This is a genomic window from Lentzea sp. NPDC092896 (genome assembly GCF_044754905.1).
Taxonomy (GTDB): domain Bacteria; phylum Actinomycetota; class Actinomycetes; order Mycobacteriales; family Pseudonocardiaceae; genus Lentzea.
The window spans coordinates 592,938-616,785 of the sequence record NZ_JBIVPX010000001.1 but is presented as its reverse complement, the minus strand read 5'-3'; the positions used below and the strand labels follow the sequence as shown (position 1 = coordinate 616,785).

At 69.9% G+C, this 23,848-nt stretch carries 22 protein-coding genes; 16 read left to right on the top strand and 6 right to left on the bottom strand.

What is annotated here, in order from left to right:
• Nucleotides 1-102 precede the first annotated feature (102 nt).
• The 3 genes from ACIQF0_RS03055 to ACIQF0_RS03045 are packed head-to-tail and all read left to right on the top strand — an operon-like array spanning nucleotide 103 to nucleotide 3,066.
• The gene (locus tag ACIQF0_RS03055; RefSeq protein WP_401023832.1) at nucleotides 103-2,262 is read left to right on the top strand and encodes an ATP-binding protein; all 2,160 of its coding nucleotides are present in this window, start codon (nucleotides 103-105) and stop codon (nucleotides 2,260-2,262) included.
• Between the two features lie 40 nt (nucleotides 2,263-2,302).
• Nucleotides 2,303-2,737, top strand: a complete 435-nt coding sequence (locus ACIQF0_RS03050) for a cupin domain-containing protein (RefSeq protein WP_401023830.1) — start codon at nucleotides 2,303-2,305, stop codon at nucleotides 2,735-2,737.
• Nucleotides 2,734-3,066, top strand: coding sequence for a LuxR family transcriptional regulator (locus ACIQF0_RS03045; protein ID WP_401023828.1), 333 nt, complete (start codon nucleotides 2,734-2,736; stop codon nucleotides 3,064-3,066). The genes ACIQF0_RS03050 and ACIQF0_RS03045 overlap by 4 nt, the downstream gene beginning before the upstream one ends.
• Nucleotides 3,067-3,105: 39 nt before the next feature.
• On the opposite strand, the gene ACIQF0_RS03040 is transcribed toward ACIQF0_RS03045, so the two are convergent.
• A complete protein-coding gene (locus ACIQF0_RS03040) occupies nucleotides 3,106-4,830 on the bottom strand; it encodes an L-aspartate oxidase (RefSeq protein WP_401023827.1) in 1,725 nt (574 codons plus the stop codon).
• Nucleotides 4,831-4,941: 111 nt separating this feature from the next.
• Here ACIQF0_RS03040 and ACIQF0_RS03035 point away from each other — a divergent pair, with 111 nt between their 5' ends.
• Entirely contained in the window at nucleotides 4,942-5,538 is a 597-nt protein-coding gene (locus ACIQF0_RS03035) for a phosphoribosylanthranilate isomerase (protein ID WP_401023825.1), read from the top strand.
• Here the strand turns inward: ACIQF0_RS03035 and ACIQF0_RS03030 are convergent.
• Nucleotides 5,535-6,653 carry an amidohydrolase family protein gene (locus ACIQF0_RS03030; RefSeq protein ID WP_401023823.1) on the bottom strand — a complete coding sequence of 373 codons (1,119 nt, stop codon included), beginning with the start codon at nucleotides 6,651-6,653 and terminating at the stop codon, nucleotides 5,535-5,537. The genes ACIQF0_RS03035 and ACIQF0_RS03030 overlap by 4 nt on opposite strands.
• 32 nt (nucleotides 6,654-6,685) lie before the next feature.
• On the bottom strand, nucleotides 6,686-7,048 hold the full coding sequence (locus ACIQF0_RS03025; protein WP_401023821.1) for a DUF4406 domain-containing protein: 363 nt from the start codon (nucleotides 7,046-7,048) through the stop codon (nucleotides 6,686-6,688).
• 49 nt (nucleotides 7,049-7,097) lie between these two features.
• Between ACIQF0_RS03025 and ACIQF0_RS03020 the strand changes: the two genes are divergently transcribed.
• Nucleotides 7,098-7,838, top strand: a complete 741-nt coding sequence (locus ACIQF0_RS03020) for a DeoR/GlpR family DNA-binding transcription regulator (RefSeq protein WP_401023819.1) — start codon at nucleotides 7,098-7,100, stop codon at nucleotides 7,836-7,838.
• Here ACIQF0_RS03020 and ACIQF0_RS03015 read toward each other — a convergent pair.
• Nucleotides 7,835-8,977, bottom strand: a complete 1,143-nt coding sequence (locus ACIQF0_RS03015) for a HEAT repeat domain-containing protein (RefSeq protein ID WP_401023818.1) — start codon at nucleotides 8,975-8,977, stop codon at nucleotides 7,835-7,837. The two genes, ACIQF0_RS03020 and ACIQF0_RS03015, sit on opposite strands and share 4 nt — an antisense overlap.
• A 97-nt stretch (nucleotides 8,978-9,074) precedes the next feature.
• Here ACIQF0_RS03015 and ACIQF0_RS03010 point away from each other — a divergent pair, with 97 nt between their 5' ends.
• The 3 genes from ACIQF0_RS03010 to ACIQF0_RS03000 all read left to right on the top strand — a co-directional run bounded on the left by ACIQF0_RS03010 (nucleotide 9,075) and on the right by ACIQF0_RS03000 (nucleotide 12,205).
• A complete protein-coding gene (locus ACIQF0_RS03010; RefSeq protein ID WP_401023816.1) occupies nucleotides 9,075-10,379 on the top strand; it encodes a cytochrome P450 in 1,305 nt (434 codons plus the stop codon).
• 102 nt (nucleotides 10,380-10,481) lie between these two features.
• The gene (locus ACIQF0_RS03005; RefSeq protein WP_401023814.1) at nucleotides 10,482-11,036 is read left to right on the top strand and encodes a TetR/AcrR family transcriptional regulator; all 555 of its coding nucleotides are present in this window, start codon (nucleotides 10,482-10,484) and stop codon (nucleotides 11,034-11,036) included.
• Between the two features lie 32 nt (nucleotides 11,037-11,068).
• Nucleotides 11,069-12,205 (top strand): SRPBCC family protein, encoded by a 1,137-nt coding sequence (locus ACIQF0_RS03000; RefSeq protein ID WP_401023813.1) that lies wholly within the window; start codon nucleotides 11,069-11,071, stop codon nucleotides 12,203-12,205.
• Here the strand turns inward: ACIQF0_RS03000 and ACIQF0_RS02995 are convergent.
• Nucleotides 12,181-14,151 carry an NACHT domain-containing protein gene (locus ACIQF0_RS02995; RefSeq protein WP_401023811.1) on the bottom strand — a complete coding sequence of 657 codons (1,971 nt, stop codon included), beginning with the start codon at nucleotides 14,149-14,151 and terminating at the stop codon, nucleotides 12,181-12,183. The genes ACIQF0_RS03000 and ACIQF0_RS02995 overlap by 25 nt on opposite strands.
• A 127-nt stretch (nucleotides 14,152-14,278) precedes the next feature.
• Here ACIQF0_RS02995 and ACIQF0_RS02990 point away from each other — a divergent pair, with 127 nt between their 5' ends.
• The 6 genes from ACIQF0_RS02990 to ACIQF0_RS02965 all read left to right on the top strand — a co-directional run bounded on the left by ACIQF0_RS02990 (nucleotide 14,279) and on the right by ACIQF0_RS02965 (nucleotide 20,493).
• The gene (locus ACIQF0_RS02990; protein WP_401023810.1) at nucleotides 14,279-15,355 is read left to right on the top strand and encodes an alpha/beta hydrolase; all 1,077 of its coding nucleotides are present in this window, start codon (nucleotides 14,279-14,281) and stop codon (nucleotides 15,353-15,355) included.
• Between the two features lie 143 nt (nucleotides 15,356-15,498).
• Nucleotides 15,499-17,235, top strand: coding sequence for a S8 family peptidase (locus ACIQF0_RS02985; RefSeq protein WP_401023808.1), 1,737 nt, complete (start codon nucleotides 15,499-15,501; stop codon nucleotides 17,233-17,235).
• 68 nt (nucleotides 17,236-17,303) lie between these two features.
• Nucleotides 17,304-17,945 carry a hypothetical protein gene (locus tag ACIQF0_RS02980; RefSeq protein ID WP_360030833.1) on the top strand — a complete coding sequence of 214 codons (642 nt, stop codon included), beginning with the start codon at nucleotides 17,304-17,306 and terminating at the stop codon, nucleotides 17,943-17,945.
• Nucleotides 17,946-17,961: 16 nt separating this feature from the next.
• On the top strand, nucleotides 17,962-18,864 hold the full coding sequence (locus ACIQF0_RS02975; protein ID WP_360030835.1) for a LysR family transcriptional regulator: 903 nt from the start codon (nucleotides 17,962-17,964) through the stop codon (nucleotides 18,862-18,864).
• A 69-nt stretch (nucleotides 18,865-18,933) separates the two neighbouring features.
• Entirely contained in the window at nucleotides 18,934-19,929 is a 996-nt protein-coding gene (locus tag ACIQF0_RS02970) for a YeiH family protein (protein WP_401023806.1), read from the top strand.
• A 30-nt stretch (nucleotides 19,930-19,959) separates the two neighbouring features.
• Entirely contained in the window at nucleotides 19,960-20,493 is a 534-nt protein-coding gene (locus ACIQF0_RS02965) for a cysteine dioxygenase family protein (protein ID WP_360030839.1), read from the top strand.
• On the opposite strand, the gene ACIQF0_RS02960 is transcribed toward ACIQF0_RS02965, so the two are convergent.
• The gene (locus tag ACIQF0_RS02960) at nucleotides 20,480-21,094 is read right to left on the bottom strand and encodes a TetR/AcrR family transcriptional regulator (protein WP_401023804.1); all 615 of its coding nucleotides are present in this window, start codon (nucleotides 21,092-21,094) and stop codon (nucleotides 20,480-20,482) included. The genes ACIQF0_RS02965 and ACIQF0_RS02960 overlap by 14 nt on opposite strands.
• A gap of 73 nt (nucleotides 21,095-21,167) precedes the next feature.
• On the opposite strand from ACIQF0_RS02960, the gene cysD reads away from it, so the two are divergent.
• Nucleotides 21,168-22,055, top strand: a complete 888-nt coding sequence (cysD, locus tag ACIQF0_RS02955; protein WP_401023802.1) for a sulfate adenylyltransferase subunit CysD — start codon at nucleotides 21,168-21,170, stop codon at nucleotides 22,053-22,055.
• Nucleotides 22,055-23,830 (top strand): adenylyl-sulfate kinase, encoded by a 1,776-nt coding sequence (gene cysC / locus ACIQF0_RS02950; RefSeq protein ID WP_401023801.1) that lies wholly within the window; start codon nucleotides 22,055-22,057, stop codon nucleotides 23,828-23,830. The genes cysD and cysC overlap by 1 nt, the downstream gene beginning before the upstream one ends.
• Nucleotides 23,831-23,848 lie beyond the last annotated feature (18 nt).

Below are 23,848 nucleotides of genomic sequence, written 5' to 3'. Positions count from 1 at the left end.
CCGCGAACAGTTCACGAACCGGTCATCTGTGACCTGTCGGCGACGTTTCGACTCACCCCGAAACCCGCGCGCAAGATCGTGATCACCTGGTACGAAATGTCCGTGACTGATGAGTTCGCCGGAGCCGTCCGGCGTTTCCGGCTCCGTGCGGGCCTCACCCAGGAGGCCCTCGCGGAACGGTCGGGGATCTCGGTCAGCACCATCCGCGGCATGGAGACCGGCAAGCGCCGCAACCCGCAGCTCGCCTCCGTGCGACAACTCGCCTCCGCGCTGGCACTGCGGCCTCAGGAGCAGGAGGACCTGCTCTCCGCCGCCGGCGCCGAACCCACGCCGGCGCCGCGCCAGCTGCCGCCCGAACTCGCGGGCTTCGTCGGCCGCGGCGACGCGCTCGGCCGGCTCGACGCCGTCCTGGACGGCGGCGCGGCGTCGACCGTCGTGATCAGCGCGATCTCCGGGACGGCCGGGATCGGCAAGACGACCCTCGCGCTGCACTGGGCACACCGGGTGGCCGGCCGCTTCCCCGACGGGCAGCTCTACGCGGACCTGCGCGGCTTCGACCCCAGCGGCACGGTCATGGCGCCCGGCGAGGCGCTACGGGCGTTCCTGGAGGCGCTGAACGTGCCCGCGCGCAGCGTCCCCGACGACGTGGAGGCGCAGGCCGCGAAGTTCCGGACCCTGATGGCGGGCCGCGCGATGCTGGTCGTGCTCGACAACGCCCGCGACGCCGCCCAGGTCCGTCCCCTGCTGCCGGGTACTCCGGGCAGCCTCGTGGTCGTCACGAGCCGCCACGACCTCACCGGGCTGATCGCGACGACCAACGCCCGCAGCCTGCCGCTCGCGTTGCTGAGCCGGGAGGAGGCGCACGCGCTGCTGGCCGACCGCCTCGGCGCGGAGCGGGTGAACGCGGAGCCGGCCGCCGTGGCGGAGATCATCGACCGGTGCGGCGGGCTGCCGCTGGCGCTGGCCGTGGTGTCCGCCCGCGCCGCGCACACGTCGTTCTCGCTCACGGCCTACGCCGAGGAACTGGGTGGCCTGGACGGGTTCGGCAGCGGGGACGAGGCGACGGACCTGCGGGCCGTGTTCGCCTGCTCCTACCTGGCGCTGAGCCCGGCGGCGGCCAGGGCGTTCCGGTTGCTGGGCCTGCACCCCGGCACGGAGGTCTCCCTCGCGGCGGTCGCCAGCGTGACGGGGCTGACGTCGGCGCGGCGGGTGATGCAGGAACTCACCCGCGCCCACCTGATCGTGGAACGCACGCCGGGGCGGTTCGCGTTCCACGATCTGTTGCGCGCTTATGCGGCCGAGCAGGTCCAGCCGGACGAACGGCACGATGCGCTCTATCGGCTCGTGGCGCACTACCGGTACAACGCGGAGCGCGCCCGTTTCGTGGACCACCCCCGCATCCTGGCGGAACCGTCGGCGCCGGACGGAGTGGCGACGGTCCCCTTCGCCGACGTCACCGCCGCCAAGTCGTGGCTGAAGACCGAGACGCCCGCCCTGCTCGCGATCGTGCGGTCCGATCACGGATTCCCGCAGGAGGTGGTCGAGATCGTCCGGGCCATCGCGAACTTCCTCGACATCAACGGCCGGTTGTCCGCCAACGTCGACGTCCTGCACCGGGCGATGGCGCTCACCTCGGACCAGAAGACGCTCGTCTTCCTGTGGAAGCTGCTCGCGCGAGTGCACACCAGAGCGGGCCGCCATGCGGAGGCGCGGGCGTTGCTGGACCGCACGCTGGAGATCGACCTCGCGTCCGGCGACACCGACGCGCTCGGCTACACGTACTTCGGCCTGGCCCGCCTCCTCGGCGGGCAGGGTGGCCACCGCGAGGCGCAGGACCTCGCGTCGAAAGCGGTCACGTGCTTCCAGGAGTCCGGCAACCGGAACGCCGAGGCGGACGCGTTGAACGGCGTGGCCTGGTGTTTCGCGATGCTCGGCGAGTTCGGCGAAGCGCTGGTGCGGGCCGAACAGGCGATCGCGACCGGGGAGAGCGCGAACGCCGGCAGGCTGGACACGCTGGGGTACGTCGAGCACCACCGCGGCAACCACGCCAAGGCGGTGAAGCACTTCCAGGAGGCGGTCGCCGTCGCCGAGGACGCGGGCGACCGGTACATGCTCGCCGAGGCGTTGACCCACCTCGGCGACACCCACGAGGCCATGGGCGATCACGCCGAGGCGCGCGAGACGTGGGAGCAGGCCGTCGAGGAGTGGGACGCGCTGCACTCACCGGAGGCGGACGCGCTGCGCGCCAGGCTCGGTTCCTAGGCGCTGTCACAGATCGGCGGTGTGTCCGGTCTTTGTTTTCATGAGCCACGAACACACGCACCAGCTGGACAACCCCGACAAGAGCGGTCCCCCGCCGAAGATCGAGGTCATCGGCACCGTGCCGGGAGCACCGCAGATCCCGGACGGCGCCGAGGCCATGACCATCTTCGTGACGTTGCCGCCGTCGAGTCCGGGAGCGCCGCCGCACCGCCATTCCGGTCCCGCGTACGGCTACGTCGTCAAGGGCGCCATCGTCTTCGAGCTGGAAGGCGAGCCGGAACGGGTCGTCCGCGCGGGCGGGACGTTCTGGGAGCCGGGCGGCGACGTCATCCACTACCAGGACGGCAACCACCTGGCCGACGAGGAATCCGCTTTCGTCGTCACGATGTTCTGCGCGCCCGGCCAGCCGATGCTGACGGTCGTGGAGGCGGACGAACTGGAGGCGCGCAGGCACCTCAGGGCACCGCGACCGTGAAGACGTCACTGAACGAGTTGGCGCGCAACCATCTTGAGCTGGCACGCGACGCGTCGAGCGGCCGGAGTGCCGAGACCGTCCACGGTGGACACGAGCGGGCCCTGAGGCAGACCGTGATGGCGTTGCGCTCGGGTGAGCACCTGCACGAGCACGAGCATCCCGGCGAGGTGACCGTGCAGGTGTTGCTCGGTCACGTGCGCCTGGTGGCCGGGCCGCAGTCGTGGGAGGCGCGGCCGGGCGACCTTCTGACGATTCCGGAGAGGCGGCACCGGGTGGAAGCGCTGGAGGACAGCGTCTTCCTGTTCACCACGGCGTTGCGGCTGCCATGACTGGTGCGAGGGGCGGGGATGACTCCCCGCCCCTCGCTCTCACTCGACCAGCTTGCCGGCGGTGTCGACGTCCCTCATGAGTGCCGTGATCTCGGCCGGCACCGGAGGGATCTCCTCCCGTTCGACCTGGCCCGGGCCCGCCCAGACGAGGTTGACCTGCTGTGCGGGATCGATGTCCGGGAAGTCCGAGCGGTTGTGGCAGCCGCGGGTCTCGCGGCGTTCGAGCGCGCACTCCAGGGTCGCTCGGGCGGAGAGCGCCGACGCTTTCAGGTCGAAGGCGTGCGCGAGGTCCTGGAAACCCGCGAGGTCGGGGTGCACTCCGACGTTGCGGATGCGTTCCTCCAGGTCGTCCAGTTCCGCGAGTCCCTTGCGCAGCCCGGCTTCGTCGCGGACGACGCCCGCGTGCTCGGTCATCGTGTTGCGCAGCGCCCGTTGCAGGGCGCGGACGTTCTCCTGGCCGTTGGCGGCGAGCAGTCCGTCCACTTCGGATCGTGCCTCGCCGAGAGCGGCACTTGAACGTCGTTGCGCGTCCAGGGAAGCCGAGTACTCGGCCGCCGCCTCGCCGACGATCCGGCCGTACACCAGGAGTTCGATGAGCGAGTTGCCGCCGAGCCGGTTCGCGCCGTGCAGGCCGCTGGACGCCTCGCCGATCGCGTAGAGGCCCTCGACGCCCGTCGAGTGGTCCGCGGGTGCCACCCACACGCCGCCCATCGAGTAGTGCGCGGTCGGTGCGATCTCGACGGCTTCCTGGGTGATGTCCTTCATCTGCAGTTCGAGCAGCGTCTGGTACACCCTGGGCAGCCGTTGCATGATCTGCTCGCGCGGCAGGTGCGACACGTCGAGCCACACGCCGCCGTTCGGGGTGCCGCGGCCTTCCTTGATCTCGGTGTACGCGGCCAGCGCCACTCTGTCCCGTGTGGACAGTTCCATTCGCCGCGGGTCGTAGCGGGCCATGAACCGCTCACCGGCCGCGTTGGTGAGGACGCCGCCCTCACCGCGGGCGGCCTCCGACACCAGCGTGCCGGCCGCGTTCTCCGGCTCGAGCAGACCGGAGGGGTGGAACTGCACCAGTTCGGGGTCGCGGATCCGGCCGCCCGCGAGCACGGCCAGGCGGAACGAGTCGCCGGTGTTCTCGTCGCGGCGGCTCGACGTGCGGCGCCAGATCCGGGTGTGCCCGCCCGCCGCGAGGATGACGACGTCCGCGTGGAACACGTATCGCTTGCCGGTGTTCAGGTCGAACCCGTACGCGCCGAACACCACGTTGTCGCGCACGAGGATCCGCGTGATGTAGCAGGAGTCGTGGATGGGGATGTCGAGCTGTGCGGCCCGGTTCACCAGCGTGCGCTGGATCTCCAGCCCGGTGTAGTCGCCGGCGAACGACGTGCGGCGGAACGTGTGCGCGCCGAAGAACCGCTGCGAGATGCGGCCGTCGGTCTCCCGCGCGAACGGCATCCCCCAGCGTTCGAGGTCCTCGATGCCGCGCGGCGCCTGCTCGGCCACGACCCGCACGATCTCCGGGTTGGCCAGGAGATAGCTCTCCTTGATGGTGTCCGCCGCGTGCTGCTGCCACGTGTCGGCGGGGTCCATCGTCGCCAGCGCCGCGTTGATGCCGCCCGCCGCCAGAGCCGTGTGCGCGTCGTTCTTGGGTCGCTTGCCGACGACCAGCACGTCGACCCCGCGTTCGGCGAGTTCGATGGCGGCGCGCAACCCCGCACCACCGCTTCCGATCACCAGCACTGACGTTGCGATCTGCTGTTCAGTCATCGCGGCCTCCGTTGCCCGTCTCTTCCATTAAGTAGGACCGGGCAGCGCTTCTGCTTGTGACTGTTAGCTGCGTGACAGTGCGTCCGTGGACACATCACTAAGCTTGGTGGTGTGTTCGTGAAGCTCTGTGGTCTGCGTACCGAGTCCGATGTCGCCGTGGCGCTAGAGGCCGGGGCTGACGCCGTCGGTTTCGTGCTGACGAGCAGTCCCCGCCAGATCGACGTCGACCTGGCGTCCCGGCTCGTGGCGGAGGTGTCCGCTGAGGTCCTGACCGTCGCTGTGGTGCGCGGGATCGGCGCTGCGGAAGCCGGTGAGTTGGCACTGAAGACGGGCGTGCGCGCGTTGCAGCTGCACGGCGACTACCCGCGTGAGGCCTTCGACGATTTGGCGGACCTGCCGTTCGGACTGGTTCGGGCGACGGCGCTCGGACCGGACACCGACGTGCGCACCGGGGCGTTCGGCGAGGAGCTGCTGCTGATCGACTCCCCGGTCGCCGGCTCGGGTGAGCAGTGGGACATCACGCGGCTCGCTTCGAACCCGCCCACCGGAAAGTGGGTGCTGGCGGGCGGGTTGTCGCCGGAGACGGTGGCCGGGGCGATCAGCGTCGCCCGGCCGTGGGGTGTGGACGTGTCCAGCGGCATCGAGTCGAGCCGTGGCGTCAAGGACCACGGCCGGATGCGCGAGTTCGTCGCCGCCGCTCGCGGTTAGACCACGCGTTCGCCGTTGCGGAACACCGCGCGCACGTCGAGCAACGCGCTGAGGTCCTGCAACGGATTGCCTGCCACCGCTAGAAGATCGGCGTCGTGGCCGGGTGCGATCCTGCCCTTGCGGTCGCCGATCCCGCACGCCCGCGCGGCCACACTGGTGGCGGACGCGAGGGCGTCGGCGGTGCTGAAACCGAGCAGTTCGCCGAACTCGATGACGCCGTGCGGCAACGAGTCGAAGCGTTTGAACGGACCGATGCCCGCGTCCGACGAGCACACCAGCCGCACGCCGCGTTCGCGCATCCGGCCGAAGTTCTCGCGCAGGGTCAGGCTGACCGGGGTCGCCGGTTCGGCGGTCGGACGGCGTGCGGTCGTGGTGCTGACGTAGATCTCCTTGCGCACCAGCGTGTCCACTGTGTCCCAGTCGACCGCGAGGCCGCCGGGCGCGAGGAAGAAGGCGTGTTCGATCGAGTCGACGCCCGCGTCCACCGCCGCCTTGATGCCGGTGGACGCGTGCGCGTGGACCGTGACCGGGATGCCCGCGGCGTGCGCGATCTCGACGGCCGCGCGCAGTTCCTCGGTCGTGTACTGCTGGTCGAACGGCGACGAGCCGGGCGTGATCGACCCGCCGGTCGCCATGATCTTGACGACGTCGACACCGCGCTCGACCCGTTCGGTGACGGCCGCCCGCACGCCGTCCAGCCCGTCCGCCTCGCCGCCGAGGAACCAGCAGTGGCCACCGGTCGTCGTGACGGGCGGGCCGGAGACCAGCACCTCCGGGCCGGCGTCGCTGGCCTGGAGCGTCAGGTAGCCGCGGTCACCGAGGTCGCGCACGGTCGTGATGCCCGCTTGGAGCGCCTCCAAGGCGTTGGCGCGAATCCGGGCGAGCACCACGTCGTCGGGATCGGTCTGGTCGGTCGCCACGCCGAACGGGTCGAAGGCCAGGTGCACGTGCGAGTCGACCAGTCCCGGCAGCAGCGTGACGTCTCCCAGATCGATCACCGGCAAGCCTGCCGGGTCTGTGGAGACGATCTTGCCGTCCGCGACCACGACGACCGGTTCGCCGGTGATCTCCCTTTCGCCGTCGAAGATCCGCGCTGCCCGAATGGCCTGTTTCACGTTGTCCCCCAAGACATCGACTGAGCTCCAGGCTAGGCCGCGCGGTATCCGGGGATGTCCTCGACCCGGTGGTAGACGGGCAGTCCGCGCTCGCGGGCGATCCGCACGTCCTCGTCCGCGCCGGTCGACTCGCCGGGCAGCCGCAGCACCGCCTCGCAGCGTTCCAGCAGCCGTCGCGCGGTCGGGTACATGATCTCGGACGCGATCGGATCGGTCGGCGAACTGCCCCCGGCGCCGCGCAGCACGGGCAGCGCGACCCACTCGCCGATCATCGGCACGTGGCCGCTGCGGAAGATCGGCCACGCCGCCTCCTCCAGCCGTTCGAGGTTGCGCGCCATCAGGGCGGGGTCGTCCCCGGTGCCGGATCGGTAGGGCCCTGCGATCAGAATCAGCATGCGACCGACCATAATGTGCAAGACTCGGCAAAAACAAGGAGAAACGTGCATGCTGGCTGCCCAACGCCGTGACCTGCTGCTCGAACGACTGCGCACCGACGGCCGGATCGTCGCCAAGGACCTCGCCGCCGAAGTCGGCCTCTCCGAGGACACGATCCGCCGCGACCTGCGCGACATGGCGGCGGCGGGGCTCTGCCAACGCGTGTACGGCGGCGCACTGCCCGTATCCCCCGCCATCGCCGACTACGCCACGCGTCAGGGCGTGCAGGTCGATGGCAAGCAACGGGTCGCACGGGCGGCGGCCGCGTTGATCGAACCGGGTAGCACCGTGATCCTCGACGGCGGCACGACCACGCTTGCCGTCGTGCGCGCGCTACCGCTCGATCTGCGGGCCACGGTCGTCACGCACAGTCCGACGATCGCGAGCGCGTTGGAGGAGCACCGGGACGTGGAGGTCTATGTCATCGGTGGACGGCTCTTCAAGCACTCGATGGTCGCGTGCGGCGCGGCTGCCGTGGAGGCCGCACGGGGTGTGCACGCCGACCTCTTCTTCGTTGGCGTCACGGGCGTGCACCCCGAAGCAGGCCTCACGACCGGTGACGCGGACGAGGCCGCGATGAAGCGCGCGCTCGCCCACCAGGCCGCGGACACCTACGTGCTGGCCAGTTCGGAGAAGATCGGCACGGCGTCGCGGTTCTCCGTGCTGCCGTTCGCCGAGGTCGCCGGCGTGATCACGGACGCGGACAACGAGACCGTGCGCGCGCTGGAGGTGCCGGTCATCCGCGCCTAGCTGATGACCTGCAGGTAGCCCTTGGGAGAGCCGTGCGTGCGGCCGCACTCGGTCAGCGCGAGCACGCCGTGCCCCTCGACGTCGCCCTCGAAGTAGCTCGGGTTGACCGACAGCTCCTCGGCGACCTCGGTGGCCCAGATGTCGTCGAGGTCGTCGTTCTCGTCGCTGGTGTCGTGCGGCAGGCCACGGCCGTCCTCCACGTCGAGCTCACCGACCTGGTCGTCGGGCTTGAACGCGTCGTAGTAGCGGACGATCTCGCCCTGTTCCGCGACGCACCACGCCGTCCAGCCGTCGCCGCAGCTCATGCCGTAGTAGTGCGCTTCGCCGAACACGGCGCTCAGCACCGCGCAGATCTCGGTCACCGGACGGGTCGCGTGCTCGAACGGCTCTCCGAACACCAGCGTCCAGCCGTCCCACGAGCCCGTGACGTACACCCTGGCGCACCGGACGTGCTCGTCGGCCTTGGACCACGCGTGGTGGTCGTTGTTCCAGGCCTGCGCGCCCAGCACCTTGGTCACCGGCACCGGGTCCCGCAACCCGCAGACCTCCAGCACGGCCGCCTGGTTCTCGGTCCTGATGGCGTACCAGCCGCCGCAGAGGTGCATCTCGTCGACGTTGTACATGTCGTCTTCGAGCTTGTGCTGGATGAACCGGTCGACCACCGCGCGGTCCTCCGGCGTGAAAGCGTCCGGGCCGGCGACCTCCGCGATGCCGATCAACGCGCCCCTGCGCAACGCACCCTTGGCCGTGCGGCGGGTTTCTTGCAGCAACGGCAACACGTCCGGTCCCATGGTCCCGAACGCCCACAGCGCTTCCCGTTGCACGTAGTGGTCCTCGTCGGCGAGCACGGGCAGCAGTCGTGCCGCGTGCTTGAGCGCCTCCTCGCCCCGGAACATGCTCGCGGCCGCCCGGCGGATGCCGTGATGGGGATGCCGCAGCGCGTCGAGGTAGGTCTCGTCGTCCGCCCTCACCAGCGAGAACACCCGGTAGCCCTGCCGGATGACCTGACCGTCCCGCGACGTGGTGATCAGCTCTATCAGGCCGTCGAACGTCGTGATCCCCTGCTCGCGCACGAAGTCCTCGGCCTCGCGTCTGAAGCGGTCGTCGTCCATGCGGTCGAGCAGTGCCCGGATCTCCATGGCGCGGCACCCTAGCGCGTCGTCCCAAGTGGACTTCCGGTTCCGCCATACGGCCGAGACCTTGACTCGCAGCGGCGTACTGGGCACGCTGCGAACCGTGACGAGCCTGGCTGAGGAGCACGTCAAACCGGCGGTGCGCTGGAGCATCGGCCACGCCCTGCCGCGTGCCGTGCTGCGCCTGGCCGCCCGCCGCGGCGATCTGCAGGGCCGCATCACCGTCGAGGCCTCCACCGGCGCCGACCTGACGGGCCTGTTCGACGAGATCCGTGCGGCGGGCCCGCTCGCCGCGACGAAGGTCGGCCACACCACCACCCGGCACGAGGTCGTCAAGGCGATCCTGTCCGACGACGCGTTCGTGACGGCCCGCCCGCGCTTCGGCGCCGGCATCCTCGGCAAGCTCGCCGCGTGGTCCGCGACCGAGGTGATGCACCCGGTCCAACCGCCGTCGCTGCTGGCCGTCGAACCGCCCGCGCACACCCGCTACCGCAAGCTCGTCACCCGCGTCTTCACCGCCCGCGCCGTCGAACAGCTGCGCGTCCGCACCCAGCAGATCGCCGACGACCTGCTCGACGACCTCGACCCGGCCAACCCGGTCGACCTGATCGAGACCTACTGCGGCCTGCTGCCGGTCACCGTGATCAGCGAGATCCTCGGCGTGCCACCGCGAGAGCGCTCCACCGTGCTCGCCCTCGGCGCGGCCGCCGCCCCGAGCCTCGACCTCGGCCTGTCGTGGCGCGTGTTCCGCGACGTCGAGACCGGGCTGAACACGTTCGACGCCTGGCTCTCCCGCCACCTCGACGCCCTGCGCGCCAACCCCGGTGACAACCTGCTCAGCCGCCTGATCACCGCCCGCGAGGACGGCGAAGGTCTCACCGAACGCGAGTTGAAGGCCACCGCGGGCCTGGTGCTGGCCGCCGGTTTCGAGACCACCGTGAACCTCCTCGGCAACGGAATCTCGTTGCTCAGCAAGAATCCCGCGCAACTCGAGATGCTTCGCACCGCCCCGGAGCTGTGGGGCAACGCCGTCGACGAGGTGCTGCGGCACGACCCGCCGGTGCTGCTGACCGGCCGCATGTGCGCCCGCGACACGACGGTCGCCGGCATCCCCGTGCGCCGCGGCCAGCTCGTCACGACCGTGCTCGCCGGAGCCAACCGCGACCCGTCCGTCTTCGAGAACCCGGCGGCGTTCGACGTCGCCCGCCCGAACGCCCGCGACCACGTGTCGTTCGGCGCCGGCCGCCACTACTGCCTCGGCGCCCAGCTCGCGCGCATGGAGGGCGAGATCGGCCTGCGCACGATCTTCGACCGGTTCCCGGACCTCGCCCCGCTGCCGGGCGCGCGCCGCCGTCCGACCCGCATCCTGCGCGGCTTCGAACGCCTGCCGACGGCCCTAAGGGCCTGAATCGAAGTCCGGATCTGCGAGAACTGCGCTTGGGGTGGTTCCTGGTGGTGCGAGCCCGGCTGTCGCGGACCCGGACTTCGATTCAGGTCCTAGGCTCGACGGGTGAGCACTGATTCGGCCGGACGCATCCTCGACGCCGTCCTGACCCTGTTGTCCCGCCACGGCATCGGCGGCGTGAGCATGCGCGCCGTGGCACGGGAAGCCGGCGTCGCCCTCGGCCTGGTCAACTACCACTACGACGACAAGACGAGCCTGATCTGCGCGGCTCTGCGGCGCATCGAGGACCAGGACATCGCCCTGGTGGAGCCGGACCCGTCGTTGCCTCCCGCCGAACGGCTGCGGGTCGCGTTGCGGCGGGTGGCCGATCCGGAGTTCCTCACGACCGAGTACCTGTCGCTGCGGCTTCAGCTCTGGTCGCTGGCGCAGGCCGGTGAGGAGTTCGAGCGCATCAACGCCGAGGCACAGGGCCGGTACCGCGCCGGGCTGGCTCGGCTGATCCGCGCGGCCCGGCCCGACCTGTCCCGCTACGAGTGCGCGAAGCGGGCGGCGGACGTCGACGTGATCCAGAACGGCATGTGGCTCACCGCGTTGCTCGGCCTCGACCGCGCGTCACTGCGCCGGGCCGTCGCGCTGTGCGAGGACATCGCGCTCTCTTGAACGACCGTTCAATCCGTTCTACGTTGGGAGACATGAAGGTCACGGCGGAGGACGTTCGTCGCATCGCCACCGGCTACCACCCCGATCCCGCGCGCTCGATGTCGTTGCGCGCGGAGGCGTACGTCGAACCGCTGTGGGCCGGCTTCGAGGACCGCGCCGTCTTCTCCCGTACGTGGCAATGGATCTGCCACGTCGAGCAGCTGACCGAACCCGGCAGCTACGTCGCGTCGACCGTGGCGGGCATGCCGATCGTGGTGGTGCGCGACCGAACGGGGACCCTCCGCGCGTTCTACAACGTCTGCAAGCACCGCGCGCACGAACTCCTGACCGGCAGCGGCGTCACCCGCAACATCGTCTGCCCGTACCACGCCTGGACGTACGACCTGAGCGGCGCCTTGAAGGGCGCACGGCGCGCCGACCGCATGGAGACCTTCGACAAGTCGTCCGTGTGCCTGGACCAGGTGCGGGTGGAGGAGTTCGGCGGCTTCGTCTACGTCAACCTCGACCCCACGGCGGCAGAACTGGCCGTCCAAGCCCCGGACCTGGCCGCGGAGATCGACTTCTGGGCGCCGGACGTCGCCGAGCTGACCCACGCCCGCCGGCTCACCTACACGATCGACTCCAACTGGAAGAACGTCGTCGACAACTTCCTGGAGTGCTACTACTGCCACATCGCGCACCCGGAGTTCGTGGACCTCGTCGACATGGGCACCTACGACGTGAAGACGCACGGAATCTGGTCCAGCCACTTCGCCGAAGCGGGCAAACAGGCGAACAGCGCGTACGACGTTTCTGGCGCGACGGTCAACCAGCACGCCGTGTGGTGGCTGTGGCCCAACACGTGCCTGCTGCGCTACCCAGGCCGGTCCAACTTCATGGTGCTGCACATCCTCCCGGACGGCCCGGACCGCACGCGCGAGACGTGGGACTTCTACTTCGAGACCACCGAACTGACCGCGGCGGAACTGGACGGCGTCCGGTACATCGACGAGGTGTTGCAGCAGCAGGACATCGGCATCGTGGAGAGCGTGCAACGCGGGATGCGCACGCCGGCGTTCGATCAGGGGCGGATCGTCCACGACCCGGCCGCGACCGGGTTGTCCGAGCACGGCGTGCACCACTTCCACGGCCTGCTGCTGGAGGCCTACCGCGCCGCCGTGGACTGGTGACGGGCGAGGTGGTCGCGCAGCCGTTCGTGGCGGAACTGGTAGTTCGCGCCGGACTGCCGCAGCACGCCGAGTTCGTAGGCGTCCTCGAGGAACGCGATCATCGCCCACGGCATCCGCCCGGTCACGGGCCACCAGAAGCGGGCCAGGATCAGCCACTGGCCCCACGCGGTGAACGTGACCAGGTACCCGAGCGCACCGACACAGCCGCTGATGCCGCCCAGCGCGAGGAGGGCGAGGAACTGCCACTCCAGGACGCTGATCACCCCCTCGATCAGCACGATGACCAGGAGGCTGCTGAGCACGAACATGAGAGCGACCGCCGGAACCAGTGCCGCGGCCTGGCGCAGGGCGGTCACGCGGTTCTCGACCAGGAGGCTGACGGGGTCGAAGGCCTTCCTGATGTCGAGCGGCGACTCGAGAGCCGCCGCGAGGCCGAGCACCGCGCCACCCGCGACGGCGAAGATCAGGCCCCAGGCGATCGAGTTGACGCCCGTCATCACGAGCACGTCGGCGCTGGTCACCTCTTCCGGGACGTCTCCGAACAAGTCGCCGAAGAACACGCGCAACAGGGTGGTCACCACGCCGTAGCCGATTCCCAGTCCGAATCCTCCGCTCAGGCCGAGGGCGATCGAGCCGCGCAGTGACCGTCCTGTGCGAGGGCCCCGCAGCCGCAGTCGCACCCGCGACGGCCTGACGACGTGGCCTCGCATCGTGATCACGCCGTAGATCAGGCCGAACACGATGCCGGCGGCAGGTGCGAAGAACATGCCCTCCACCAACGCCGTGCGCACGCCCTTCGCCATGCCCGACTCGGCCGAGTACACCGGCATGTAGATCATCCAGTCGAAGAGCGCGGTCAGCGCTGACACCGCCACCACGACGGAGGCGATCCGCCGGAAACGGCTCATCGCGCTGCCGAGCTCCCACCACGCCAGATCCCGCTCACCGAGCCGGGCCAGGTGCCCGAGCCACCGGCGGGCGTCGTCGGGATCCCACCGGCGGCAGTCGCGGTAGGCGGCCGGTACGAACCCGCCGAGCAGGTGCTCCTCGGTGGCGGCCTCGTCCGGGAACCGCTTCGCGTCCAGCAACGCGGACGGGCTCTCGACGCCGCTGTGGACCTTTCGCGCGAGGGACGCCATCAGCGGTGTCCGCAGCACCTTGGCGAGGCGGCCCTCCGGATGGGCCTCGATCTCCGCGAGCACCGGCGCCCACTCACCGGTGTCCGGCAGGTAGGCGGCGAGGTCGGCCGCGGTGACGCCGGACAGCTCGATGGCCGCAGACCTGCCGAGCGGGCGGCTCGCCTTCTCGTACTCGCCGAGCCTGCTGGTCAGCAACCACGGGAGCGTCGAGCAGCTCAGCACCTCCAGTGCTCGGTCGTGCAGACCGGACGCGATCTCGTCGAAGCCGTCGAGCACCGGCAGGATCCAGCCGTCCTCGACCAGTTCGGCGGCGAGGCTCGTGCCGCCGGGAACCTGCGCGTCCATGCCCGTGTGGTCGCGCAGCAACCGTTCGATCAGCCAGTCGCGCAGGCCGAGGCGCGCCGGGTCCCACGAGGCGAGGCTGAAGATGACCGGCACCGGGTCCGAGGCGGCGCGGTCGCGTACGAACTCCTGCACGAACCGGATCGTCAGCATCGTCTTGCCGGAGCCTGGCCCGCCGAGCACGACCAGCCGTCCGTCGGGGAGGTTCCGGTAGACGTCCGCGATCGTGCCGCCCTCCTGTCCGAGGCCGGTCCGCGCCCGCCATCGGACGGTCAGCGGGCCGGGGTCGTAAAGACCGTGGTTCTCCTCTTCCCGGTGGCAGCGGCGGCTCATGGTTTCCGCGAGTTTCTCCGCCTGCGAATGCACCTGACCGTTTCTTCGCCGCCGTGCCGCACCCAGTTTCAGCACCGAACGGAATCCCGAGGTCGTTGCCAGGATCGGGAACTGCTTCGGCGGCTCGGTCATGGCGTCAGGGTCCCGGAATGCGGCTCGGCGTGTCCACCCGGCCACCGATGGCCGGTCGGTGGCCTGGCCACCGAGCAGGCACAACGCCATGATCGGCGTGCTCGAAATCAACCGAAGGGGGAATTCCATGTCGATTCGATTTCGTACCGCGCGAAAACGCGGAACGTGTTTGTTCGCCGTGCTGACCGCCGCACTGGCGTTGTCCAGTCCCGAGGCGAAAGCCGCCGAGGCGGCGCCACCGCAATTCACCGACGGGTTCGGCCTCACCGTGACGAGTCAGCCGCGGTGGGTCGACGAGAACCACCGCACGTTCCTCTTCAGCGTGTCCACGAACCAGGTGCCGACACCGACGCTGCTCGAAGGCCAGGAACCCGGCAGGCACGCCATCGTCGTCACGCTGCCGGACGACTACAACGCGACGGCCAAGAGCTACCCGGTCCAGTACTACCTGCACGGCCACCCGGACCGGCCCGACGCCGCCTGGAACCAGCGGGTCGTCGAGAAGGCGACGGCGGGCAAGGACCTGATCACCGTGCAGCCCAACGGAAGCGGCCGCGGCTGGTACTCGAACTGGGTCAACCCCGGCGCCGCGGGGCCGCAGAACTGGGAGACGTTCCACCTGGACCAGGTGATCCCGTTCGTGGACGCCAACCTGCGCACGAACGCCACCAAGGCGGGCAGGGCGATCGTCGGGCACTCGATGGGCGGGTTCGGGGCGCTGCACTACGCCGAGCACCGGCCCGACCTGTTCGGCTACGCGGGCAGCTTCTCCGGTGGCCTCGACCTGCGGAACTCCGAGTTGCGCGCGGCGATCACGGCCACGTTGGTCAACCCGGCCAGTGGCACGCCGACCGTGAACGCCGACGCGATCTTCGGGCCGCCGTTCTGGCCGTTCGACGGCGTCTGGAACGCGCAGAGTCCGGCGCAGAACGTCGGAAGCCTGCGGGGCGTGGGCGTCGCGCTGTACACGGGCAACGGCGGTGACCTGACGGTCAACCCGATCCAGGCCGTGTTCGAGAACCGGGCCAGGGAGACGGCGCTGGTCACGGCCGCGAACCTCCAGGCCCAGAACATCCCCTTCCACTTCTCCGACTACGGCGACGGCAGCACGTGGGCGCCGGGCTGCTCAGGCAAGCACGCGGACGAGGCGTGCGTGCAGGCCGACATGAACCACTTCGTCGGCTTGTTCACGCGACACGCCTGACGTGCGACGTTCGTCGTGAGCCGAACGGGGCATTTCTGAAACCCCGCGTCCCGAATGCCGTCCCACCTCCTCTAATGAGTCTGACGGGCCCCTGCACCCGCGCGAAGTGCGCGGGCGACGCCCGCTGAGGAGTTGGAGGAATCGTGTTCCTGGGTTCACGATCACGCCTGCGGACCGCGGTCATCGCCGCGGCCGTGGGCGCCGGTGTGCTGACGGCGGCCACCCCCGCCGCGGCGGCACCCGCCGCAGGTACGCGTGCTTATCTGGTCATCACGGCGCCCGGTGCCACCGCCGGTGCCGCGACGGCTGTGAGCAGCAACGGTGGCACGGTGTGGACGAGCTACGACGCCATCGGTGTCATCGTCGCGCACTCGGGTGCCTCTGACTTCGCCACCAAGATGCGTGCCATCAGCGGTGTGCAGAAGGTCGGCGCCACGCGCACCAGCGACGTCCCCGCCGAGGCGGCGAACCCGCCGATCCCCACCTCGCCGCCGCAGACCACCCCGGCGGCCGGTGAGCCGGTGCGCGCGGACATGACCCAGATCGGCGCCGACAAGGCGTGGGCGGTCAACCAGGGCTCGTCCAGCGTCACGGTCGGTGTGCTCGACACGGGCGTCGACGACCAGCACGCCGACCTCAAGCCGAACTTCGACGCGGCCAACTCCGCTTCCTGCGCCTACGGCAAGCTCGACACCCGTACTGGTGCATGGCGCGCCAACACCGCCACCAGCCCCATCAGCTCCCACGGCACGCACGTGGCCGGCACGATCGCGGCGGCCAAGAACAACCTCGGCGTCGTCGGTGTCGCTCCTGGCGTGAAGATCGCCTCGGTGCGCGTCTCCGAGGGGGCGAAGGACTTCTTCTTCCCGGAGAACACCATCTGCGCCATGGTCTTCTCCGGTGACCGCGGCTTCGAGGTGACCAACAACAGCTACTACACCGACCCGTGGCTGTTCAACTGCCCGGACAACGCCGACCAGGACGCGATCCTCGAAGGCGTGAAGCGCGCGGTGGCGTACGCCGAGGGCAAGGGCGTGCTCACCGTGGCCGCGGCGGGCAACGAGAACTACAACCTCGCGAGCAAGTCCAGCGACGCGACCAGCCCCAACGACTCCACGCCGACGACGCGCACCGTCACCAATACCTGTCTGAGCCTCCCGACCGAGGTCTCCGGCGTCGTCAGCGTCGCGTCGATCACCTCGGGCAACGCCAAGTCGTCGTTCTCGAACTACGGCACCGACAAGATCCACATCGCGGCGCCCGGTGACAGCGTCTACTCCACGGTCCCCGGCGGCGGCTACGGCTCCAAGTCCGGCACGTCGATGGCCTCCCCGCACGTCGCGGGCGTCGCCGCGCTGCTCAAGTCGACCAACCCCACCGCCACCCCGGCCCAGCTGCGCACGCTGCTGGCGACCCAGGCGGACGACCTGAGCTGCTCCGACAGCCGATGCAGTGGCACCACGGCGAAGAACAACTTCTTCGGTGAGGGCCGCGCCGACGCGTACGCCGCGGTCAACACCGGCACGCCTCCCGGCAACTCGTTCGAGAACACGAACGACGTGGCCATCCCGGACGCCGGCGCGGCCGTGACCAGCTCCATCACGGTCTCGGGCGTCACCGGCAACGCGCCCGCGACGTTGAAGGTCGACGTCAACATCGTGCACACCTACCGAGGTGACCTGGTCATCGACCTGATCGCCCCGGACGGCACCGCGTACCGGCTCAAGGCTTCGAGCAGCAACGACAGTGCCGACAACGTCGTGGCGACCTACACCGTCAACGCCTCCAGCGAGGTCGCGAACGGCACCTGGAAGCTTCAGGTCAAGGACGTCGCCGCACAGGACACCGGCTACCTCAACTCCTGGAAGCTGACCTTCTAGAACGGCATTCGGAGGAACCTCGGCGACCGCGGCTAACTAACGTCCCTGCCTGCAGCGATAGCAGTGACGTGGAACCCGATCTGTGGTCGTCGGCCGCCGAGGCCCTCGACGAGCACGAACACGCCCTCGTGATGGCCCGGCTGGCCGGTACCGTCGTCGGCCCCGGCCAGACCGAGCGGCTCGCCAGGGGTGAGCGCGACGTCGTGTTCCTGCTGCCCGACCGGCTGGTGCTCGTGCGGCCGGAGCCGTTCTGGACGGGTTCCTACGACCGCGGGCAGATAGTGCGCATCATGCTCGCCGCCGGGCACGTCCAGTTCGACGTGACCGGCGGCGACAGCGTCGAGTTCTGGATCGACACCGAGCTGTCGCCCGCCGAGCCGTTCGTGGAACAGGCCGAGATCTGGCTGGCGCCGCGCAAGAGCTCCACCAGCGGCGCGGTCATCGGGTTCGGGCTCGCGATCGTCCTCGCGCTGCTGTTCGTCCTCGGGCCGCTCGACCTGATGCCGTCGGACGACCGGCTGACCGTCAAGTCCAGCTGCGGCGACTTCCTGCGCGCGGGCCTCGACGAACAGGTCGAGCTGCTCAGACGGCTGTTCGGGCAGGTGGGCAGACCCGACGAGGCGACCAAGCCGATGACGCTCGACGCCTCCCGGCGGCACTGCGGTGAGCACAACGGCGCGACGCTGGACTCGCTCGTCACCGGCAAGTGAGGCTTACAGTGCGGAAATGTTCGACACCCGCCAGCTCGAGGTCTTCGCGACGGTAGCGCGAACCGGATCGTTCAGCGCCGCCGCTCGCCTGCTGCACTGCACCCAGCCCGCCGTCAGCCAGCAGATGCGGGCGCTGGAACGGCAGGTGGGCGGGCCGCTGTTCGTGCGGACGGGTCGCGGGCTGCACCTCACCGAGGCCGGGCGGATCCTGGCGGAACGCGGGTCGGACCTGCTCGACCAGCTCGCGACGACGCATCAGCAGGTCAGCGCTATCGCGACGCACGACATCGGCACGATCCGGATCTGCGCCTTCCCCAGCGCCAACGTGTCGCTGGTGCCCGCGGCGGCGGCGATCCTGGCCGAGGAACGGCCTCAGCTGCGGCTCGAGCTCGTCGAGGAGGAGCCGCCGGACTCGTTCGCGCTGCTGCGGCGCGGTGAGGTCGACGTGGTGCTGAGCTTCAGCTACCTGGACGAACCGCAGGACGAGGCCACGGTCAACGGCATGCTGAGCGTGCCGTTGCTGCGCGAACCGCTCGCGTTGCTCGTGCCCTCGGGTCATCGGCTCGCCGGCCGTGAGCGCGTGTCGTTGTCCGAGGCGGCTGAGGAACGCTGGATCGCCGGTTGTGTGCGGTGCCAGCGTGCGTTGCACCTGGCGTGCGGGGCGGCCGGGTTCGTCCCGGACATCACCTGTTCCACCGACGACAACCTGGCCATCCAGAGTCTCGTCACCGCAGGTCTGGGCGTCGCGCTGGTGCCTCGGCTGCTGTTGTCGTTCCTGAAGCACCCCGGTCTGACGGTGGTCGAGGTGGCCTCGGCGGCACAACGGCTCACCTCGCTCTACACCTGGCCGGACCTGATCAAACTGCCGATCATGCGCGCGACCGTGGACGCGTTGATCTCCGCGTCGGCGAAGGCATAAGCGCGCCTTATACGCCCCCAACAAATGGCCATCTACTGCGCATAGCTCGCACTGGTCATGGTTGGTCGCATGGGCATCGTCAGGACCACTCCGCGCACGACCGACTCGGTGCTGCCCGGCCTGGCCCTGGTCGCGGGCGGTGTCGCGGTCGCGATGGTGGTGTCCTGGCTGCAGCCTTCGGTCAGCGCGCTCACCGTCGCGGTGCTGCTCGGTGCCGTCGTGGCCAACGTCGTGGCGCTGCCGCGGTCGGTCACTCCGGGAGTGAAGCTCGCCGGACGCCGGCTGCTGCGTCTCGGAGTCGTGCTGCTCGGGCTCAAGCTGGTCTTCCAGGACGTGCTGAAGCTCGGGTACGAGATCCTGCTGCTCGCGGTCGTCGCCGTGGTCGTCACGTTCGTCGTGACGCGGTGGCTCGGCCGGGTGCTCGGGGTGAGCGAGGGCCTGTCGCTGCTGATCGCGACCGGGTTCTCGATCTGCGGCGCCTCCGCGGTCGCCGCGATGAACAGCGTGCGCGAGCAGGACGAGGACGACGTCGCGAAGGCGCTCGGCCTGGTCACGCTCTTCGGCACGGTCGCGATGTTCAGCCTGCCCGCGTTGTTCCCGCTCACCGGCCTCACGCCCGCGCAGTACGGGGTGTGGGCGGGCGGCAGCGTGCACGAGGTCGCGCAGGTCGTCGCCGCGGCCGGACCGGTCACCGGCGCGCTGGCCATCGCCGTCGCGGTGAAGCTGACGCGGGTCGTGCTGCTCGCGCCGATGCTCGCCGCCGTGAGCTTCGCCGAACGCCTCAAGTACCCGACGTCCGGGCAGCGACCGCCGATCGTGCCGTTGTTCGTGCTCGGATTCCTGGCCATGGCGGCGATCCGCGCCACCGGTCTGCTGCCCGACGTCGTGCTGTCGGCGGCGACGTTCGTCGACAACGTGCTGCTGGCGGCGGGCATGTTCGCCCTCGGCACGGCGGTGCGCCTGCGTTCCCTGATCCGCTCCGGCCCGGCGGTGCTGCTGCTGGGCCTGCTCTCGACCACGGTGATCGTCGTCCTCGTGCTGACGGGCACGGTGCTGATCGGCTGATCTCCCCGTTCCTCGAAGGAGGACCCGCTCATGACGCACAGCCTGCTCTCCCCCACGGCCACGCTTCTGGTGGGCTCGCTCCGGGCCGCGATCGCGGGCGGTGGTGACGACGCGGCCGTCGCCGCACGGGTGTCCAGGACGCTCGAAGGCCACCTCACCGACCCGTTCCTGCTGAGCGCGGCGCAACGGGAACCCGACCCGAACGCGTACCGCCAGCACGTCCTGCACGTCGAACCGGACGGCACCTTCTCCGTCGTCGCGCTGGTCTGGTTGCCGGGCCAGGAAACGTGCATCCACGACCACGTCTCGTGGTGCGTCGTCGGCACTTACGTCGGCGAAGAAGAAGAGACCACCTACCGGCTGCGCGGCGATCGGCTGATCCCGTTGCGCGTCAACAAGACCCCGGAGGGCGTGGCGTCCTACCTCGTGCCGCCGGGCGACATCCACAAGGTGTGCAACAACTCCAGCTCCGTGGCGATCTCGATCCACGTCTACGGAGCCGACGTCAGCATCCTGGGCACGAGCATCCGGCGGCGTTACGACCAGCTCGTCAGCGGGCGATGACGCCCCGCTCGATCGCACCGGTGGCGAACTCGATCAGCTGAGCCGGCTTGACCCGGTTGATCCGCGCGCCCTGCAGCAGCAGGTCGTCGGCCAGGCCGATCAGCGAGTCCCAGACCCAGTGCGGCAACGCGGGGTCGTCGATCAGCTTCTGGCCGCACGCTTCCGCGGTCTCGTTCAACGTCTTCGCGAGCGCCTTGAGCGTCTTGCGGTAGTCCTGGGCCGATCCGGCGACCTCCTTGCCCCTGCGGCCGCCGGAGAGCACCTTGGCCTCCCACTGCGCCGCCGAACGGCCGAAGCGCCGCCACAGCTCGGTGATCTGGGGCTCGATCTCCTTGAGCACGCCCGCGATCCCGAGACTCCGGTCGACGTTCGCCAGCGTGCGTTGCAGGTCGTCCAGGCGGCGTTCCATCAACGCCGCGAAGACGTCCTCCTTGCCGGAGAAGTACTGGTAGACGGTGCCGGAGCTGACGCCGGCGCCGACCGCGATCGCGCGCATGGTCAGGCCCGCGTAGCCCTGCTCCTCGAGGATCAGCTCGGCGGACGACAGGATGTCGCGCCGCCTGCCCTCCGCGTCCCCCCACGCCGTTTGCTCGGTGCTCACGATCCGCAGCTTACTTTGAACAACGTTCAGAAGCATATTGAACGTTGTTCGGTTTGGTCGCTACTCTCGGGGCGTGGACCACCTCGACCAGTTGGAAGCCGACAGCATCGACATCTTCCGCGAGGCCGTGGCGGAGGGTGAGCGGCCGGTGCTGCTGTACTCGATCGGCAAGGACAGCTCGGTGCTGCTTCACCTGGCGCGCAAGGCCTTCTACCCGTCCAGGCCGCCGTTCCCGTTGCTGCACGTCGACACCACGTGGAAGTTCCGGGAGATGATCGCGTTCCGGGACGCCACGGTCGCCGAGCTCGGTCTGGACCTGATCGTGCACCGCAACCCGGACTGCGTGGCGCAGGGCATCAACCCGTTCGACCACGGTTCCGCGCGGCACACCGACCTGTGGAAGACCCAGGGTCTGCGGCAGGCGCTGGACGAGCACCGGTTCGACGTGGCGTTCGGTGGCGCCCGGCGCGACGAGGAAGCCTCGCGCGCCAAGGAAAGGGTGTTCTCGTTCCGCACCGCGCAGCACCAGTGGGACCCGAAGAACCAGCGGCCCGAGCTGTGGCGGCTCTACAACACGCGGGTCGCGCCCGGCGAGAGCATCAGGGTGTTCCCGCTGTCGAACTGGACCGAGCTGGACGTGTGGCGTTACGTCGAACGCGAGCGGATTCCCGTTGTGCCGCTGTACTTCGCGGCACGGCGGCCCGTGGTCGACCGCGACGGCGCGCTGATCATGGTCGACGACGACCGGATGCCGTTGACCTCGCGACCACGCCACGAACTCGTCCGGTTCCGGACGCTGGGCTGCTATCCGCTGACGGGCGCGGTGCGCAGCGAGGCCCGCACGGTCGCGGAGATCGTCGAGGAGATGCGCACCGCGACGACCTCGGAGCGGCAGGGACGGGTGATCGACCACGACCAGAGCGGGTCGATGGAGCGCAAGAAGCGGGAGGGGTACTTCTGATGGAGCTTCTGCGGTTCATCACCTGCGGCAGCGTGGACGACGGGAAGAGCACGCTGATCGGGCGCCTGCTGTACGAGTCGAAGCTGCTGTACGCCGATCACCTCGCGGCGCTGGAGGCGGATTCACGGCGGGTCGGCACACGCGGCGGTGAGCTGGACTTCGCGCTGCTGGTCGACGGTCTGGCCGCCGAACGCGAGCAGGGCATCACGATCGACGTCGCCTACCGGTTCTTCGCGACCGAGGCGCGGCGGTTCATCGTCGCGGACACCCCGGGACACGAGCAGTACACCCGCAACATGGTCACCGGCGCGTCGACCGCCGATGCCGCGGTGATCCTGCTCGACGCGCGCAAGGGCGTGCTCAGTCAGACGCGCCGGCACGCGCGCATCGCTTCGTTGCTCGGAGTCCGGCACGTCGTGGTGGCGGTGAACAAGCTCGACCTCCTCGGCTACTCGCAGGACGTGTTCGACGAGGTCAGCGCGTCGTTCGCGGAGTTGGCCGGGGAGCTGGACTTCGACGAGATCACCTGCGTGCCGATGTCGGCGACTGAGGGCGTCAACGTGGTCGGGCGCAGCGAACTGACGCCGTGGTACGACGGGCCGACCCTGGTGCAGTGGCTGGAGACGGTCGAGCCCCGTGCGCGACGGGCCGGTCCGTCGCGGTTCCTCGTGCAGTGGGTCAACCGGCCCGACGCGACGTTCCGCGGTCTGTCCGGGCGCGTGCTGGGCGGGACTCTCCGGCGAGACGAGACTGTCCGTCTCGGCAACCGGACCACCACCGTGGCCCGGATCGTCACGATGGACGGCGATCTGGACGAGGCGCCGACGGGAGCGTCGGTCACCGTCGTGCTCGCGGACGACGTGGACGCGAGCCGGGGCGACGTCCTGGGCGCCGCGCAGGATCCACCGGGCACCGCGGACTCGTTCCAGGCGCGACTGGTCTGGCTGCACGAGAACGGGTTGCTGCCCGGCCGGCAGTACCTGGCGAAGATCGGCGCGCGCACGGTCGGGTTCACCGCGTCCAAGGCGTTGGGGCTCAACGAGATCGGCGTCGACACCGTGCACTTCGACGCGCCCGTGCCGTTCGAGAGCTATCGGGCGAACCGCGATCTCGGCTCGTTCGTCGTGCTCGACCGGCTGTCCAACGCCACCGTCGGCGCCGGGATGATCGACTTCGCGCTGAGCCCGTCGAACGTGCGCTGGCAGACGCTCACCGTCGACAAGCAGGCCCGGATCGCGCGCAACGGGCACCGGCCGTGCGTGGTGTGGCTGACCGGGTTGTCCGGCGCGGGCAAGTCCACGATCGCGGACCTGGTCGAGAAGGCGCTGCACGCCGAGGGCAGGCACACGTTCCTGCTCGACGGCGACAACGTACGGCACGGCCTCAACTCCGACCTCGGGTTCACCGACGCCGACCGCGTCGAGAACATCCGGCGGATCGCCGAGGTCGCCGCGCTGATGGTCGACGCGGGGCTGATCGTGCTGGTCTCGTTCATCTCGCCGTTCCTGGCCGAGCGGGCACTGGCACGGGAACTCGTCGGCGGGGACGAGTTCTGCGAGATCTTCGTCGACACACCGCTGGCGGTGGCGGAGCAGCGCGACCCGAAAGGCCTGTACCGCAAGGCCCGCAGGGGTGAGCTGGCGAACTTCACCGGCATCGACTCCCCCTACGAACCGCCAGTGGACCCCGAGGTCCGGCTCGACACGACGACGTTGAGCCCGCAGGCGGCGGCCGACGCCGTGGTGGCCCGGCTTCGTGCGCTCGGCGTCTGTTGAACGTTGTCCAAAATCGTG

Excerpts from the sequence above, each read along its gene's own strand:
- ACIQF0_RS03025 (WP_401023821.1), bottom strand. The coding sequence starts at position 7,048 with ATGCTGATTCTGATCGCAGGGCCCTACCGATCCGGCACCGGGGACGAC.
- ACIQF0_RS03050 (WP_401023830.1), top strand. The coding sequence starts at position 2,303 with ATGAGCCACGAACACACGCACCAGCTGGACAACCCCGACAAGAGCGGT.
- ACIQF0_RS02995 (WP_401023811.1), bottom strand. The coding sequence starts at position 14,151 with ATGACCGAGCCGCCGAAGCAGTTCCCGATCCTGGCAACGACCTCGGGA.
- ACIQF0_RS02970 (WP_401023806.1), top strand. The coding sequence starts at position 18,934 with ATGGGCATCGTCAGGACCACTCCGCGCACGACCGACTCGGTGCTGCCC.
- cysC (WP_401023801.1), top strand. The coding sequence starts at position 22,055 with ATGGAGCTTCTGCGGTTCATCACCTGCGGCAGCGTGGACGACGGGAAG.
- ACIQF0_RS02975 (WP_360030835.1), top strand. The coding sequence starts at position 17,962 with ATGTTCGACACCCGCCAGCTCGAGGTCTTCGCGACGGTAGCGCGAACC.
- ACIQF0_RS03015 (WP_401023818.1), bottom strand. The coding sequence starts at position 8,977 with ATGGAGATCCGGGCACTGCTCGACCGCATGGACGACGACCGCTTCAGA.
- ACIQF0_RS03000 (WP_401023813.1), top strand. The coding sequence starts at position 11,069 with ATGAAGGTCACGGCGGAGGACGTTCGTCGCATCGCCACCGGCTACCAC.
- ACIQF0_RS03040 (WP_401023827.1), bottom strand. The coding sequence starts at position 4,830 with ATGACTGAACAGCAGATCGCAACGTCAGTGCTGGTGATCGGAAGCGGT.
- ACIQF0_RS02965 (WP_360030839.1), top strand. The coding sequence starts at position 19,960 with ATGACGCACAGCCTGCTCTCCCCCACGGCCACGCTTCTGGTGGGCTCG.
- ACIQF0_RS03020 (WP_401023819.1), top strand. The coding sequence starts at position 7,098 with ATGCTGGCTGCCCAACGCCGTGACCTGCTGCTCGAACGACTGCGCACC.
- ACIQF0_RS02990 (WP_401023810.1), top strand. The coding sequence starts at position 14,279 with ATGTCGATTCGATTTCGTACCGCGCGAAAACGCGGAACGTGTTTGTTC.